Genomic DNA, 16,364 nt, shown 5'->3' with positions numbered 1-16,364 from the left:
GTAATCACAGACAAACAGGAGCGCCAGCAGGTGATCATTGATGTACTTGGCACATTATACCAAGAGATTTATTCCTGAATTTGATGCGGAATGTCGGTTAACAAGTTCAAATCTCGAAAACAAAAAAGGCGATAATATCACTATATTATCGCCTTCGTTTTTTACTTATCTAGGGCCTGTTGACCTAGCGTTATTAACGAAAAGTACCGTGGTTATTCAGCGCGAATAAGCGAAAGTAGCTCTTCGGTTTTTTGTTCCATCAACGCAATGTCGCATTTACTTTCAACGTTTAAACGAATAACTGGCTCAGTATTCGATTTACGTAAATTAAAGCGCCAAGTACCAAACTCCAGACCCAAACCATCGGTAGTATCGATTACGCTGGCTAGTGGCTGATATTTACTTGTAACGCGTTCCAGCGCTGCGTCAGCATCTTTTAGTTTACTGTTAATTTCACCAGAAGATGGAAACGCTTCAATTCGCGCTTTTACCATATTCGCTAGTGTTTGCTTTTTCACACACACCAATTCGGCAATTAACAACCAAGGGATCATGCCTGAATCACAGTAGGCAAAATCTCTAAAGTAATGGTGCGCACTCATTTCACCGCCATAGACCGCATCTTCTTTGCGCATACGCTCCTTAATAAACGCATGGCCGGTTTTCGACTTAATAGGTGTACCACCTGCATTCGCTACGATATCTTCTGTATTCCAGTATACGCGAGGGTCATAAATGATTTTACTGTCGGTGTTTTTCTCGATAAAGGCTTCAGCAAGCAAGCCAACGATATAATATCCTTCAATAAATTCGCCATCAGCGTCAAACAAGAAGCAACGGTCGAAATCACCATCCCATGCAATGCCAAAATCAGCTCCCGACGCTTTAACAGCGTCAGCCGTGTCAGCACGGTTTTCAGGTAACAATGGATTGGGGATGCCGTTTGGAAATGTACCATCAGCATTGTGATGTACTTTCACAAACTCTATCGGAACACCCTGCACTTTCATTTCTTTTTCAATAGCGTCTAGCGCGGGGCCTGCGGCACCATTACCTGCATTAACCACCACTTTTAACGGCGTAAAATTGCTCAAATTAACGTAAGAAAGCATGTGAGAAACATAGTCAGACATACACGATTTAACCGCATATTTATCGGTTTCAAAAAGCTTGTCTTCTTTTACATGGGCCGTACCGTTAAAAAACGCATCAGCATCAATCAACGCACCCTCAGTGTAGTGTGCTAATCGCTCTGACACGAAGCTATCTTCTAGTGCTTCCGCTTTCTCTTTTATCGCGTTTAGGCCTGTGTCGCCACTAATTGGAACAGAGCCTGACTTCACCAGTTTCATACCGTTGTAATTAATGGGGTTATGACTTGCCGTTACTTCAATACCACCATCAACGCCAAGGTGTTTGGTAGCGAAGTAAATTTCTTCTGTTCCTGCCATGCCAATATCGGTCACTGTTGCACCAGCATCGATAAGACCTGCGCTTAACGCTAATTTCAATGGTGTTGACGTAAGACGCACATCACTACCAACAACAACAGTTTTCGCATTTAATTCTTGCGCAAAAGCATAGCCAATTCGATACGCTACATCTTCAGTCAGTTGTGAGTTCAATTCGCCACGAATATCGTACGCTTTAAAGCAGGTAATTGGGGTTGCCATTTGGATCGAAATTCCCTGTGTTTTAACTATTTATGATTACATTATCGCTTTTTACAACAAAAAAGCGTATACGCCCCTTTGTTATTGTCGTAAAAGAGATTAGACATACTGATATTAAATCATTAGAGGGAGTGAATTACTAATTCAATTTAAACAGCGCAACGTTTTGCTCATGCTGTTTTCAATCGATGAGTTTAAAGCGCGAGTTCGAAGTAGATACTGTTATGGAAAGCGCCTTGATAACGATACTTTCTGCTGTTGTAAGTAAAGCAATTCGCTAATGTGGTAGCCAACGCCATCCAATGAATAAAACGCTGCCTCTCTTGGTGCTATAGACAATTCAAAATAGGCTTTGTTACCACGCTCAAATTCTAAAAGTGATAGCACGTGTTTTTCGGCGACGCTTTCAAAATGCATTGGCAGTGCTGCTCCTTGCTGAACCTAATTAAGAGGTATTGATTAAAAGCCCAGTCTACTACCAGTCCGCATAGATAATTACCCATCGTCGAATCAAAACAGACAAACCTTGTATCTACTTCGCTAATGAACCGCTTTGGTAATCGTTAAATGCCTGAACAATTTCCTGCTGAGTGTTCATTACAAAAGGCCCATATTGGACCACAGGCTCTTCAATAGGTTTACCTGAGACCACTATAAACTTACAGCCCGTATCAGCGGATACAGATAGCTGCTTGCCACTTTGTGTCAAAACACCCAACTCTCCCTGCGACACAATTGTTTCTTTGCTCCGTTCGCCGCTATCAATGACCACGCTTCCCTCGTACACATAAATAAAGGCAGCTTCATCCGCACTCAGTGCAATTTCCGAACTCCCGCTTCGTAGTGCAACGTCTAAAAAAGTAGGAGCAACCGCCGTTGTCTTCACAGGCCCTTTCACACCGTCAACTTCACCTGCTAACACTTTGATTACTGCATCTTGAATGTGTACTGTAGGCACACTATCTGGCTGTATGTCTTGATAGTTCGGCGCTGACATTTTCTCTACGGCCGGAAGATTCACCCACAGCTGAAAGCCTTGTAACAAGCCCTCCTCCTGCTCTGGCATTTCTTCATGTATTATGCCTCGGCCCGCATTCATCCATTGAATGCCACCAGCATCAATAACCCCCTCATTGCCTACAGAGTCTTTATGGCGCATTTTTCCCGCAAGCATATAAGTAACTGTCTGAAAACCACGGTGAGGATGTGGTGGAAAACCAGCAATGTACTCTCCTGGATTATCTGAACCAAAAAAATCCAACATTAAAAAGGGATCGAGGCGAGGTAGATCAGGTTGTCCGATAATACGAGTAAGCGACACGCCCGCGCCATCACTTGTTGGCATACCTGTAACCACTTTCTCAATCGATTTTTGTTCACTCACTTCCACTGACATAATGTGTATCTACCTTAAATCTTAACCTTCACTATCTTTTACGAACTTCGCGTTTAGCTTTTTGTATTACTGACCTTTTGGGTGCTTTAACATTCTATTTTATCGCGACCGTGAGGCGACATAAGATCTTGCTCTGGCCCGACGGGGATTACCTGGGTTGGATTTATCATAGTATGGCTGTAGTAATAGTGCCTTTTGATATGGTCGAAGTTTACCGTTTCAGCAACTCCCGGAACTTGATAAAGTTCTTTCATATAGCCGTAAATATTTGGATAGTCTGCAATTTGTTTTTTATTGCATTTAAAGTGCCCGTGATACACAGCGTCGAAGCGTATCAGCGTGGTAAATAAGCGCCAGTCAGCTTCTGTTATTTTGCTACCAACCAAATAACGTTGTTTACTCAACCTTTCTTCAACCCTATCTAGCGCGCAGAACAATGCAGTTACTGCCTCTTCATAGGCCTCTTGCGTTGTAGCAAATCCAGCTTTATACACGCCATTATTTATGTCGTGATACACCATATTGTTGATGGCATCAATTTCTTCACGTAGGGCGTTAGGATAATAATCGTCTTCATTATTAGTCAGTGAATTAAACCCACTGTTAAAAATACGGATAATTTCAGCTGATTCATTATTAACGATAGTTTCTGTTCGTTTATCCCAAAGGATTGGAACAGTGACACGGGTGGTTATCTCAGGTTCTGCCTTAGTATAAATTTGATGGGCATAATCAAAGTTATAAAGCTTATCTCCCGTTGACCCAGGGTAATCTTTAAACTCCCAGCCTTGATCAAGCATCTCAGGGTGTACCACCGAAACATCAATATGCGCCTCCAATCCCTTTAACTTTCTAAATATGAGCGCCCTGTGGGCCCAAGGACAAGCTAACGAGACATAAAGATGATAGCGATCAGATTCAGCGGGAAACGTGGAACCATCTTCGTTACTGACTTTGTCACGAAATTTAGATGCTTGGCGCTCAAATTTCCCACCATTTTTGCTGGTGTCGTACCACTTGTCTTGCCATTTTCCATCAACGAGTAAGCCCATATGCCTGCCCCTTTTTATTACTTCATTAAACAATGAATTCATTTAAACATGTATTGGGTAGAACGTATGTCGCTTAAAATCGGATTTATTATTCGAAAAAACTGGAGTGTATTGATCTTTAGTGTCCACTTTTGAGATGATGCGCGCCCTGCTAGCGTGCTTGCACGTTTTTGTGTAAACACACGCCTTTGAGTTAGTTTATTTTTAAGTGAAGTGAAACATGTCTGATGATCCACGTTTAGGCGGTATTGTGCGTTTATATGGCGCACAGCAAACTAATAATTTAGCCAACAGTCATGTGGCTGTAGTCGGTATTGGCGGTGTGGGAAGTTGGACTGCAGAAGCACTAGCTCGTTCGGGCATTGGTACTATAACCCTTATTGATTTAGACGATGTTTGCGTAACTAATACAAATCGCCAAATTCACGCGCTTTCTAATACCATAGGAGAAGCAAAGGTCGACGCCATTGCATCGAGAATTCACTTGATAAATCCTGCTTGCAAAGTGAAATGTATTGAGGATTTTGTCACCCCAGACAATACGGCCACACTTTTAACCAAAGAAATGCACGCTGTAGTCGATGCCACTGACAGTATTCGCGCTAAAGCGGCGATGATAGCTCACTGTAAACGCAACAAAATTCCCATTGTTACGGTTGGCGGTGCGGGCGGTCAAATAGACCCAACTCAAGTCACTAAAGGCGATTTAGCTAAAACAACACAAGACCCCCTAGCAGCTAAGCTACGCAGTGAGCTTAGACGTAACTATAATTTTAGTAAAAACCCAAAACGCCGCTTTGGCGTTGAATGTATCTATTCAACAGAGCAATTGCGCTACCCACAACCTGACGGCTCGGTTTGTTACAACAAATCTGCAATGGAAGGTGGTACTCGACTAGACTGTGCTGGCGGCTTTGGTGCTGTGGTCACGGTAACCGCCACCTTTGGTATGTTTGCCGCTGCAAGTGTAATCAATAGATTAACTGGACAAAAATAGACTTTGGCCGATAACTTGCGCACAATAGTCAAAAACTTATAACACCTTGTCTTAACGACTTTTTAAGCGTTAGCGTGTTATAACAAAAGTATCGGTGAGAAGGAGAACAACATGTCACCTGATGAACTCAATAAATTAATGGCAGATTGCGCGAAGGACGCTGTGGTAACAGCAGCTGATGAGTTCGATATTGTACTCGACCACTCACCCGCTAGCGTAGCACTGGTGGACGACATTTTACTTAGTTTCGTAGATAAATATCACGATTTAGCGTTAGAAGATGAAGCAGTGTTCACCATCTGTAATATCTTTGGCGCTTACGTTGGAGAAATTTTAAAAGCGCAGCTAGATGGTGAATGGATTTACGATCAGTCAAATCCTAAAGCACCTGCCGTTTTTCTTCAGGTTGGTGAAAATACCTATGCCTTAGCGGGTATTTGCTATGAACGTCTGGTTAACGACAGTCAAATCAGCGTATTTGCCTACTATGAACAGGCGTTGGGAAACCACTTACGCAGCCACTAACGTTCTCACAGATTTTGCACTCAGTTTAACGTCTGTTCAATTGAGTGCATTAAATATATTTCCAATAAAGATGTTTTTGGAGAATGAGGTTCAGGGGTTAGGTGTTTCCCAATCCTCTACCATCCACTTTAAATGACGACTTTTTGAAATTGCGTACAAGGCTATACTGTAAAAAACGATTTTTACACCCGTAATAGTTTCAAACCCCCAGTGATGATGCATAGCGTAGTAAAGCTGCACACTCAACAATGCCAACACTCCCAATTGAGCCAGCGGAATAACCCATCGGCGCCATGCTAAAAAGCCTTTTTTCCATAAGCGATCTCGTTGGCTAACCAAAGATAACGCAATTAACACAGGTAAACTTGCCGCTAACCCCAACCCTAACGTTTCTTTTTGTGGGTAAAAGAACGTAAGTAGCTCACTAGTTTGAGTGCGGGAAGCCAGAGAAAAGACGAACGCGAGCCAGTCAATGCATAGAAGTATAAACACGCTGTAAAGCCAACGGGGAGGAAGAATTCGCCCTGACTCATCATAAAAAGTTAGCGGTAATTTAAGCATGCATTCACTTCTATTTTATTAATTTGAACCCTAAAGCGCATTCAACTCTGATAATGTTTGCTTTCAAGAAGTGATAAATGTGGGGGTGAGTAAGGTATTTTTAAACCTTGTTCGTGCCGCTTTTACAATGAAACCCGTGGCCGTTTAAACTTGTTTTCACATTTAGTGCCTAAATTACTCTGTACTGTGAGAATGCGTCAATAATTTATATCTTGGTCGCTAATTATATATACTGCGTACAAGCGTGTTTTCCTGTATAATCCGCGGCCATTTTAAGCTCAGTCATTTTCCAGGTGATATTTTAGATGACAGTAGAAACGTTTAATCCAAACAAAGTAGTAAATAAAACCACCACGCTAGAAACGCCAGTGAAGGTATTAAGTGACAACAAACCTTCGCAACAAAGCAATGGCAGCAGAATTGGTTTTGTTAGCTTAGGTTGCCCTAAGAACTTAGTTGATTCAGAGCGTATTCTTACTCAACTTCGCACCGAAGGTTATGACGTAGTCCCTACCTACAACGATGCCGACTTGGTTATCGTTAACACCTGTGGATTCATTGACGCGGCGGTAGAAGAGTCATTAGACACCATAGGCGAAGCACTTAAAGAAAACGGCAAAGTTATCGTTACCGGGTGTTTAGGTGTTAAAGAAGACGAAATTAGAGAGCTTCATCCAAATGTACTGGCTATCACGGGGCCTCATGCCTACGAAACGGTAGTTGAGCAAGTACACGATCATCTTCCAAAACCCCAGCACAATCCGTTTGAAGATCTGATCCCTGACCATGGTGTAAAATTAACGCCTCGTCATTATGCTTATTTAAAGATTTCAGAAGGCTGTAACCACCGTTGCACGTTCTGTATCATTCCTTCTATGCGTGGAGACCTTGTCAGCCGCCCAGTGGGTAACGTACTCGATGAAGCTAAGCGTTTGAAAGACGCTGGTGTTAAAGAGCTATTGGTTATTTCACAAGACACTAGCGCCTATGGTGTTGATGTTAAGCACAGAACGGGCTTTTGGAACGGCATGCCGGTTAAAGCACACATGCAACAGTTGTGTGAAAAGCTGGGCGAAATGGGCATTTGGGTCCGTTTACATTACGTGTACCCTTACCCGCATGTGGATGACCTAATTCCACTAATGAACGAAGGTAAACTCCTTCCTTATTTGGATATTCCGTTTCAACACGCCAACAAACGTATTCTTAAGTTAATGAAACGCCCAGGTAGTGCTGAGCGCGTATTAGAGCGCGTTAAAAAGTGGCGCGAACAGTGCCCATCATTAGTCATTCGTTCGACATTCATCGTCGGCTTTCCGGGCGAAACGGAAGAAGAGTTTGAAGAGTTATTGGACTTCCTTCGCGAAGCGCAGCTTGATCGCGTAGGTGCATTCGCCTATTCCCCTGTTGAAGGTGCAAGAGCAAATGACCTCCCTGACCCAGTGCCAGAAGAAGTGAAACAAGCTCGCCTTGCACGGTTTATGGAAGTACAGGGCGAAATAAGCGCAGCGCGACTTCAAGCGAGAATCGGTAACGAATATCAAGTTGTTATCGACAGCGTTGATGCTGAAGGTGCCGTCGGCCGTACCTATGCAGACGCACCGGAAGTTGATGGTCTGGTTCATTTAAACGGTGTTTATGACGTAAAACCTGGCGATCGTGTATGGGCTGAAGTTATTCACGCTAACGAACACGACGTATGGGCAGTATTGTCTGAAGACCAAGACGAAGAAGACGAAGGTGCTGATTCAGCAAACTAGTGGTAGGCCTGACAGGCAGCTTAAAAATCAATCTTAACACGCCACTTATTTACGTGAAGAAATAAAAAACCTATAGGCTCGTCGCTGATAGGTTTTTTATTGGTTTAAAGCGGCAAGAGTTTGAAGTTCCCTACCAAGGCAACTCGTCACCATTTGAATGGATGAAGCGACCTGCGTTAGATACATTTAGCTCATCTATGCGTTGTGACAAACGCTCAGCACAGGTATCAGCATCAATATCTCCCGCTCCATTCACCATTTCTGTTTGAACGAATCCAGGATGAAAAATACCTACTGCAATTCCCTTGGGTTTCAGATCATTCGCCATGGAAACTCCCGCCGCGTTTAGTGCGGCTTTGGACATTCGGTAGCCATAGTAGCCGCCTGACCCATTGTCTGCCATTGAACCCATGCGACTGGTAATCATGGCAATTTTACCGTCATTTGCCATTGCCGGTAATAGTGTTTGAGTAACTAACAATGGACCTAATGCATTAACCCTAAATTGATAATCGATGGTATTTGGATCCCAATCGTCAATACTCTCGCGTCCGAGCACTCCGGCATTATTAATGAGCAAATCGATGTTAACGTCCATTAAAGGTGCAAGCTTTTCAGCCAACATTTCTGGTTGGGATACGTCCACACCTTTGATGATTGTCACACCTGCACTGTTTAGCTCGTCGCAACTGTTTCGACAGGTAGCATAAACTTTCGCACCACGTGCTTTATATTGCTTGGTAAGCGCAAGGCCTATGCCTCTGTTGCCACCGGTAATAACTACGTTCATAACGGTTCCCTTGTTACTATGTGTATGCGTTTAAAAGGTTTCACTCACCTTTTACAAGAACTGGCTGTTTAGATAAAGCTTGTTGCTAATTTACTACAAAGCGTCAGCCCTATTTCAGCACTCATTTCTTATTAACTTATAGTCTTTAAAAGACGTTCTAGATCTTCCGGGGTATCAATTCCAACTGGCGGTGGCGCTATCGCCACCTCACAGTGAATCTTATCGCCATACCATATGGCTCGAAGCTGTTCTAAGGATTCAATTTGCTCCAGAGAGCTAGGCGCATAGGCAACATATTGCTTAACGTATTCAGCACGATAGGCATAAATACCTATATGGCGTTTGTACAGCGACGTATTTGCAGATTGCGGGTTTGCCATCATGTGATCGCGTTCAAAAGGAATAGGAGAACGTGAAAAATAGATAGACTCACCCTTTTCGTTTACCAACACCTTAACGATATTGGGGTTAAACACATCCTCAACACGTTCAATAGGCGTAGATAACGTAGCCATCTGGCACTGGGGCGCATTGGCAAGATTATCTGCAACCTGCCTGATGTTTTCAGCGGGAATAAATGGCTCATCCCCCTGTACGTTAACCACAATAGTAGAACTCGCAATGCCTTCTTTTTCGATAACCTCGGCAATGCGCTCTGTTCCAGATTGGTGGTTGACAGACGTCATGCATACTTGAGCAAAACCAAGCACGACGTTTTGAATACGTTCATCGTCCGTGGCAACAATGACGTTATCGGCTCCAGCTTCTTTAGCACGTTCAACCACATGTTGAATCATCGGCTTTCCGTCAATAAGCGCTAAGGGTTTGCCAGGAAACCGACTTGAGCCGTATCGAGCAGGGATCACAACTGTAAATGACATAACTTTATTTCGCCCTTATTTACCACTTAGTTTAACGTTTTATTACCGTGTTGCGTCTACATCGTCTAACGACAATGCTGTTGCTTTACTTTCGATAAGTACAGGGATGCCATCTTTAATATCGAAAGCCAATCTATCAAATCGACACACTAACTGGGTGCTATCATCACTCAGAACTAATTTTCCCTTACACACTGGGCAAGCCAAAACTTCTAAAAGCTTTTTATCAAAGGCCATTGTTATTATTCCTGTCCGTCTTGGTTGATCTTCAAACCTGCCTTGGCAAGTTTCACATTTACTAAATTAAAAAAGTCTGGCGCTAAATGCGCGGTAACAGGTAAAAACCAGCAGTCGTTATGAGCAAAAGGTGCAGCTTTAACGGCGTCTTTTTCTGTCATTAACACTCTGCCATTCGGTATGTCTGACCGTGTGATTGCGTGGTGATCCGCCAGCGGTGTAGCCGAAGAAAGCTGGATACCCATTTCTTTAAGCTGAGAGAAAAATCGCTGAGGTGAACCTATTCCAGCAATTGCGCTGCACGGCACTTTTTGTATCTCTTCAAGGGGACTGGTTCTAACTCTGTTTGAAACAGAGGTGAAGTCCCCTGGTACTAAGGTCATTAGATATTGAGGCGCTACAGCATGGCTAAATGTCGGCATTGAACGGCTATTATGTACTAGCGCATCAACGGTACCAAGGCGCCATTGTCCTTCGCGAAGGGGCCCCATTGGCAGCAAATAACCACTGCCTACTTTTCTATCGTCCATCACCACAATTTCAACGTCGCGATGAAGTGCGTAATGTTGAAGGCCGTCATCACAAATAATTAAATCGCAGTGTAATTCGTCACTTAAGTACGCGGCTCCGCGCGCGCGGACTGGATCGATAACAACGTCGCACTGGCTTCTAATGGCCAGTAAACGAGGTTCGTCACCCACTTCAGACGCATCATCTTCGCCTTTCACTAATCGCGGGTATTCTGATGATTTAGCGCCATAACCACGACTTAAAATACCGACCTTTATGCCCTGCTTCTGGTAATAATCGGCTAAAGCTAATACGACTGGCGTTTTTCCGTTGCCGCCCACTGATATGTTGCCAACGACAATCACGGGAGCGTTAGCCTTAAAGGCCTTTTTGAGTCCAATTTTAAAAAGTAACCGGCGAATTGCCGAAATAAAGTAGAACAGCAGCGCAAATGGTGAGAGCAGCCACACTAAAGGATGGCCGAAATACCATTTATCGTGCTTGGTTTTGCTTTGTGATTGACTCACTTAGTCTCACCAAATTGCAACGCGTGCAGTTGCGCGTAGTGACCACCTTTTTCAAGCAAGTCGTTGTGTTTACCTTTTTCAATAATGCGCCCCTGCTCCACTACCATAATGCAATCTGCGTTTTCGATGGTAGACAAGCGGTGCGCCACAACAATGCTGGTGCACCGTTTTTGCAGCGTTTCTAATGCGTCTTGGATCAAACGCTCAGATTCTGTATCAAGGGCAGATGTCGCTTCGTCAAGAATAAGTATGGGCGCTTCGGCAAGTATTGCCCTTGCAATGGCAATACGCTGACGTTGACCACCAGAAAGCATCAAGCCGTTTTCACCAATTACCGTATCTAGTCCTTCAGGTAAGTTCGATAAGAACTCTTCAACATGCGCCATTTTTGCCGCATTCTCAATGTCTTTGCGTGATACGTTTTGGCGCGCACCATAAGCAATATTGTTAGCTATGGTATCGTTAAATAGCGTAACGTTTTGCGATACTACGGCAAACTGCGCCCGCAGATCTTTAAGATCAATATCGTTGAGCGCCGTGTCATCCAAGCGAATTTCACCTTCTTGCGGTACATAAAAGCGTGTAAGCAGCGACGAGATGGTCGATTTACCACTTCCCGAGCGCCCTACCAAAGCAATCGACTGCCCAGGGTTTGCGATAAAGCTCACATTAGATAACGCGGGCGTCTGTTTTCCTGGATAAGAGAATGTAACGTCGTCAAATTCAATTTTTCCTGTTGCGCGCTCTACTTTGGTTTTCCCTTTATCTTCTTCGTCTGCTTCATCAAGAATTTCAAAAATACTGGCGCAGGCTGCCATACCTTTTTGAAATTGGTTATTAATAGTAGTGAGCTGTTTAAGAGGTTTAAGCAGCATCACCATACAAAAGACCACATTAATAAATACGCCTGCTGTAAGCTTTTCAAGCATACCGGGCGTGCTGGCAATAAACAGAACGACTGCAAGGGCAATTGACGCTATTACCTGTATTGAAGACACACTCAAAATAGAGGTGACATTCAGCTTCATTGACTGTTGACGGTTGTGATTGTTTTTCTGCTCGAAACGCTTTTGCTCTATTTCTTGACCGCCAAACATGATCACAACTTTGTGACCTTTCACCGCTTGCTCTACCGACGATGTTAGGTTGCCCATTGATTGTTGAATGTTTTTACTTACAACGCGAAAACGCTTACTGACGATAGAAACAATTACCGCCACAATCGGGCCAATCAAAAGAAATATGAGCGAAAGCTGCCATGAGTAATAGAACATGACACACAGCAAACCGATAACTAGTGCGCCTTCCCTCACCAATGTTAGCAGCGCCTTACCAGATGCATTAGCCACTTGCTCTGTGTCGTAGGTGACTTTACTGATAAGCCCGCCAACCGCATGATTATCGTGAAATGCCACTGGAAGATGAATGTATTTTTCAAACAACTGCTGGCGCATGCGCATTACCACCTGAGCACCAATCCAGCTTAGCGTGTAACTACCTAAAAAGTTGAAAACACCCCGTAACAAAAAGAGCGGCACAATCGCATATGCGGCTAGACGTAGATAGTCATGATCGTTTTTCCCCAGTGATTCGTCAATCATTGGCTGAAGCTGGGAAAATACGAAGGTATCTACCGCGGAATAACCAATCATACCAATGATGGCAAAAACGAAAGGCACTTTATACGCTTTAAGGTACTGTAAAAAGCGCTTAATTTGATAATCCGAGTTGTCGGCTTGTTGCATGTAGTTTTTTTAACCTGTTTGAAACGTTAACAAAAACGCGTTGAAAGTATTGTACTCGTTCTCGCTCTAATTCACTAATATAGCGGCAAAATTGGTTAGTCTGCCAACTAAGTGAATAATGTGTGGCCACTTCATACCTATTTAAAGGTATTCGTGCACATCTTCGTTTCGTTACTAGCTAATATTTTTGGCATTTGGCGATATTACTTAGTCTTTGAGGTGTCGTGGTGCAATGCCTGGTAAATACCAGCGATTATTCAACGTTCCACGTTGGGAATCTATATGAAAAGAATCCTTATCGAAGGTTGCGCTTGTATATCCGTGATAGCTTGTTAAATATTGCGTTACGCCCAAACGCTCGTAACGTTTAGCCACAACATACGCAGGAAACTGCCATCGATTCTCATAACCTTGCGTAAAAATCACAGCTTTTGGTGCAACGTGTTCTATAAAAACATTAGTAGAAGACGTTTTGCTTCCGTGATGCGGCGCAATAAGAATGTCGGCAGTTAGATTTGTAGATCTCGCTAAAGTATCCATTGAAGCCCCCTCTGAAAAACCATCCATGATTTCACGGGTTATCAACGCGTACTCACTTGTTTTCTCAATGTCACCAGGAATTAACACGCTACCAGAGTCGCTTGTTATTTTAACCACACACGACATGGCATTGTTGTCTTCTTTGTTGCCATTTGGCGGCCATAGAAAATTGATTGTTAAATTCTGCCAGCGTATACGCTTTCCTCGCTCACAACCTAATGTTGGTGTGTAGAAAGTGGCTTTTTTAGCTAAGGCGTGTTGTTCAATGGCTACTGCGCCACCTGCATGATCGTTGTCACTATGCGTATGAACTACAACATCTATATTCGAAATATGCTTACTTTCTAAAAAAGGTAAAAGGTGTTTCGTTGCAGTATGAGCATTGCCATTAAACTGAGCGCCAGAATCAATAATCATAGCCCGACCTCCCGCAGTCACTGCAATAGCACTGGCCTGGCCCGCATCAAATACATGCAGCGCCCATATCGATTCATTGATAGGTAACCACTTTTGAAAAATGCTTAGCGATGGGAGCAAGAGAAGTGCTACGCAGATAGCTTTGTACCGCCATGTTGGCAAAAGAAAAATAAAAAAAGCGACAATTAGACAAAGTGCCGCACCACTACTTACGTAAAAATTGATAGCGCTCCCAGAAAACTGACTAAGAACGTTCAAAAGCGATAACAAATACCCTAAACATACATCACTGTAATGCATAAGCATGCCCGTAACTTGTTGTGCGAAAGGCAACTCAGCAAAATGAAGGACTAACAACGAAATTAAACAAATAGGTAAAAGTAACGATATGATGGGCAAGGCGATTAAGTTGGTAACAACTGCAACAAAACTGGCGCTACCAAACCATATTAGGGTTAGGGGCATCATTATTACGGTAAGTGCTACTTGTAGTTTAAACAAAGACACATACCATGGTGCTCGCTGTAGCCCCCAAACAACAACTAAAAACCAAATGCACAGTACAGCCCCTATGCTCAAGTAAAAGCTAGCGCTTAATATAGAGAGAGGAAACAGCAACAAGCTCAAAGTAAGCATTGTGAGCGCAACATTTACTGGCCGCCATGCATGTCGAGAAAGAGACAGCACGCTCCCCATCGTTACCAGTATCAGCGCACGCACAACCGGCAATGCGCCTCCACTAAGCAACGCGTAACAAAAACAAGCAGCGACAAGCACACAAAGCACAGAGGCTCTAATTGGCGCGCTGGTTTGAAACATCTTACTTATTTGCTGTTCTCTGTTCTTTTGACCTGTTGCCGGATAGTTGATGGAGGCTGAACGTACTAACCAATATTTCGCTCTGCCTAATAGGCCTGTAACATGCGTGAGTAAAAATATAACGGGGTTAAAAAACAATAAGCAGACCCCAGCGATAAGTGATAGATGCATGCCTGATATACTAAACATGTGCCCAGTGCCGGTGCGTTGTAACAGCGTCCAATCACCCAACGTAAAGCCCGTTTTCTCCCCTAGCAGCAATGCGCGCCACCATTTTTCATGAACAAGGTCTAGCTTCTGCAATGTTGTAGCAAGTTCATAACGCACTGAGTGATTATGCTTTGTTTTATCGTGCTCTATCGTCTTGATATAGCCAGTTGCATGAATAAATTGGCTAACCAACTGCTGTTGTCGGCTAGCTCCAACAGGATTAGCCGTACCGTATGCAGGTTTAAGTTTTACAATTGCGGTGAAGGTATCGCCGTTGTGCAAACAATTTAATTTCACCTGAGACGGAGAAGCTGATTGAGGCCGCACGCCTATAGTCCCCTGTTGAGCATATGCGATTTTCTTATTGTCTAAGCTTTCGCTTTTTCGATCATTTGGGAATTCATAACGTTGGTGAGTAAGACGAGCTTTGAAATTAAACGTGTTAGTTAAAACACGCTTAGGCAAGGGGGAAAGTATACCCTTGTCTAGAAATGTCGCTGTGCTTTCGCGGTTGACAGACTCAATAGCGACAACATAGTGATAAGTCGCTTCCGGCACCCTAGCTGTGCCGAAGACACATCCCCCCGACACAACTCGACCTGAAATTGTGACATCTTGTTGAATTTTCCCTTGGGGCAGTTGCCAAGCGTAGTAAAAATGCCCTACACTCGCCACCCAAAGTACTCCAGACAGCAGCCCGCTCACTGCCCAACATAGCAGCACCTCTGGAAATGCATGATGTTCAGCGGGTTTTGTCGTCGAAATGAATATAATGATAGTCACAGATATTATTAAAATGGCAATCATCAATGCCATGCTGTGAGTACTTGGAAGTTTTTGCCAGAAAACTGCACTTATTGCGCTAGCGCAAAAACAGCTTAAGCAAATTGTGATACGATTGACCATGTTTTCACGTAGCAATTGACAGTGAGTGAATGTGGGTGGTGCAAATTCATGTTGCGCAATTCCGTTTACTGTTATTTTTTCTGTCTTTTTTGATTTTATTTTCGAGATGCATTGATATTTATGCCTAAGAAATTTATCCGACGTTTTTTGCCAGATCACCAAAGCATTAAGCAAAACAAAGCTTTAAAAATTTTTGGTAGCGTATTGCACGAGCCTAATCTTTGGCACTTAAACCGTCGTTCTGCATCTGGTGCATTTGGCATAGGTTTATTTTTCGCGTTTTGGCCGGTACCGTTTCAAATGTGGCTTTCTGCCGGTTTAGCTATTCCATTTCGAGCAAACCTGCCCTTATCTGTTGCAACTGTTTGGGTGACTAACCCATTCACTATTCCGCCTATATTCTATGGGGCTTACAAGGTTGGTACTACTGTACTTGGGACCAAGCCTGAGCATTTTGAATTTCAGTTTAGTTGGCAGTGGGTTGTAGAAAGCATTAATACCATTGGCCCTGCATTTTTAGTCGGGTGTGGAATTTGCTCGGTTGTGTTTGGTCTAGCGGGTTATTTCTCTTTAAACTGGGTTTGGCGCTTTCAAGTGAAAAAAGCTTGGGAAAGGCGCAGACAAATGCGGAATCAAGAAGCCCACTAGCGTGAGAGCCCTACACTTGAGGGTTTGTAGAAATATTCACCTTTTCTCAAGCCCTTTACAACGTTCAGTACAAATTACGCAGTAAGAGACAAAACAAGAATTATAAAAAAACACCACTTCATAGAAGTGGCGTTTTTTTTTGGTAACTATCAATATGAGTTCGGCGTCAA

General features: G+C 43.4%; 15 protein-coding genes. 4 read left to right on the top strand and 11 right to left on the bottom strand.

The window, feature by feature from the left end; genetic code table 11:
* Positions 1–212: 212 nt before the first annotated feature.
* From MHN09_RS15080 to MHN09_RS15065, 4 genes are all read right to left on the bottom strand, one after another.
* Positions 213–1,673, bottom strand: coding sequence for a phosphomannomutase CpsG (locus tag MHN09_RS15080; protein WP_239241296.1), 1,461 nt, complete (start codon positions 1,671–1,673; stop codon positions 213–215).
* Between the two features lie 222 nt (positions 1,674–1,895).
* Positions 1,896–2,090 carry a hypothetical protein gene (locus MHN09_RS15075; protein WP_239241294.1) on the bottom strand — a complete coding sequence of 65 codons (195 nt, stop codon included), beginning with the start codon at positions 2,088–2,090 and terminating at the stop codon, positions 1,896–1,898.
* Positions 2,091–2,205: 115 nt separating this feature from the next.
* Entirely contained in the window at positions 2,206–3,069 is an 864-nt protein-coding gene (locus MHN09_RS15070) for a pirin family protein (RefSeq protein ID WP_239241292.1), read from the bottom strand.
* Positions 3,070–3,155: 86 nt separating this feature from the next.
* Complete coding sequence (locus MHN09_RS15065) at positions 3,156–4,121, bottom strand: glutathione S-transferase family protein (RefSeq protein ID WP_239241290.1); 966 nt, start codon at positions 4,119–4,121, stop codon at positions 3,156–3,158.
* Positions 4,122–4,341: 220 nt separating this feature from the next.
* Between MHN09_RS15065 and tcdA the strand changes: the two genes are divergently transcribed.
* A complete protein-coding gene (gene tcdA, locus MHN09_RS15060; protein WP_049587860.1) occupies positions 4,342–5,118 on the top strand; it encodes a tRNA cyclic N6-threonylcarbamoyladenosine(37) synthase TcdA in 777 nt (258 codons plus the stop codon).
* Positions 5,119–5,229: 111 nt separating this feature from the next.
* Positions 5,230–5,643, top strand: coding sequence for a hypothetical protein (locus tag MHN09_RS15055; protein ID WP_014949436.1), 414 nt, complete (start codon positions 5,230–5,232; stop codon positions 5,641–5,643).
* 90 nt (positions 5,644–5,733) lie between these two features.
* Here MHN09_RS15055 and MHN09_RS15050 read toward each other — a convergent pair whose 3' ends face one another.
* A complete protein-coding gene (locus MHN09_RS15050; RefSeq protein ID WP_014976532.1) occupies positions 5,734–6,204 on the bottom strand; it encodes a DUF2919 family protein in 471 nt (156 codons plus the stop codon).
* Positions 6,205–6,509: 305 nt separating this feature from the next.
* Between MHN09_RS15050 and rimO the strand changes: the two genes are divergently transcribed.
* Positions 6,510–7,964, top strand: a complete 1,455-nt coding sequence (gene rimO / locus MHN09_RS15045) for a 30S ribosomal protein S12 methylthiotransferase RimO (protein WP_239241288.1) — start codon at positions 6,510–6,512, stop codon at positions 7,962–7,964.
* Between the two features lie 130 nt (positions 7,965–8,094).
* On the opposite strand, the gene MHN09_RS15040 is transcribed toward rimO, so the two are convergent.
* The 6 genes from MHN09_RS15040 to MHN09_RS15015 form a co-directional block, all read right to left on the bottom strand.
* On the bottom strand, positions 8,095–8,754 hold the full coding sequence (locus MHN09_RS15040; RefSeq protein ID WP_014976529.1) for an SDR family oxidoreductase: 660 nt from the start codon (positions 8,752–8,754) through the stop codon (positions 8,095–8,097).
* Positions 8,755–8,885: 131 nt separating this feature from the next.
* A complete protein-coding gene (gene kdsB, locus MHN09_RS15035) occupies positions 8,886–9,635 on the bottom strand; it encodes a 3-deoxy-manno-octulosonate cytidylyltransferase (RefSeq protein ID WP_014976528.1) in 750 nt (249 codons plus the stop codon).
* A 42-nt stretch (positions 9,636–9,677) separates the two neighbouring features.
* Positions 9,678–9,872: a Trm112 family protein gene (locus tag MHN09_RS15030; protein WP_014949430.1), complete on the bottom strand. Its 195-nt coding sequence runs from the start codon at positions 9,870–9,872 to the stop codon at positions 9,678–9,680.
* A gap of 5 nt (positions 9,873–9,877) precedes the next feature.
* Complete coding sequence (gene lpxK, locus MHN09_RS15025) at positions 9,878–10,909, bottom strand: tetraacyldisaccharide 4'-kinase (RefSeq protein ID WP_239219948.1); 1,032 nt, start codon at positions 10,907–10,909, stop codon at positions 9,878–9,880.
* Positions 10,906–12,654, bottom strand: coding sequence for a lipid A export permease/ATP-binding protein MsbA (msbA, locus tag MHN09_RS15020; RefSeq protein WP_239219946.1), 1,749 nt, complete (start codon positions 12,652–12,654; stop codon positions 10,906–10,908). Before msbA ends, lpxK begins: the two co-directional genes overlap by 4 nt.
* Positions 12,655–12,861: 207 nt before the next feature.
* Entirely contained in the window at positions 12,862–15,456 is a 2,595-nt protein-coding gene (locus MHN09_RS15015; RefSeq protein WP_239241286.1) for a DNA internalization-related competence protein ComEC/Rec2, read from the bottom strand.
* Positions 15,457–15,666: 210 nt separating this feature from the next.
* Here MHN09_RS15015 and MHN09_RS15010 point away from each other — a divergent pair, with 210 nt between their 5' ends.
* Positions 15,667–16,194: a DUF2062 domain-containing protein gene (locus MHN09_RS15010; RefSeq protein ID WP_014949426.1), complete on the top strand. Its 528-nt coding sequence runs from the start codon at positions 15,667–15,669 to the stop codon at positions 16,192–16,194.
* Positions 16,195–16,364 lie beyond the last annotated feature (170 nt).

Source organism: Alteromonas sp. MmMcT2-5 (assembly GCF_022348315.1).
GTDB lineage: Bacteria > Pseudomonadota > Gammaproteobacteria > Enterobacterales > Alteromonadaceae > Alteromonas > Alteromonas macleodii.
The sequence above is the reverse complement of the archived record's forward strand: the minus strand, read 5'-3'. Positions and strand labels throughout refer to the sequence as shown.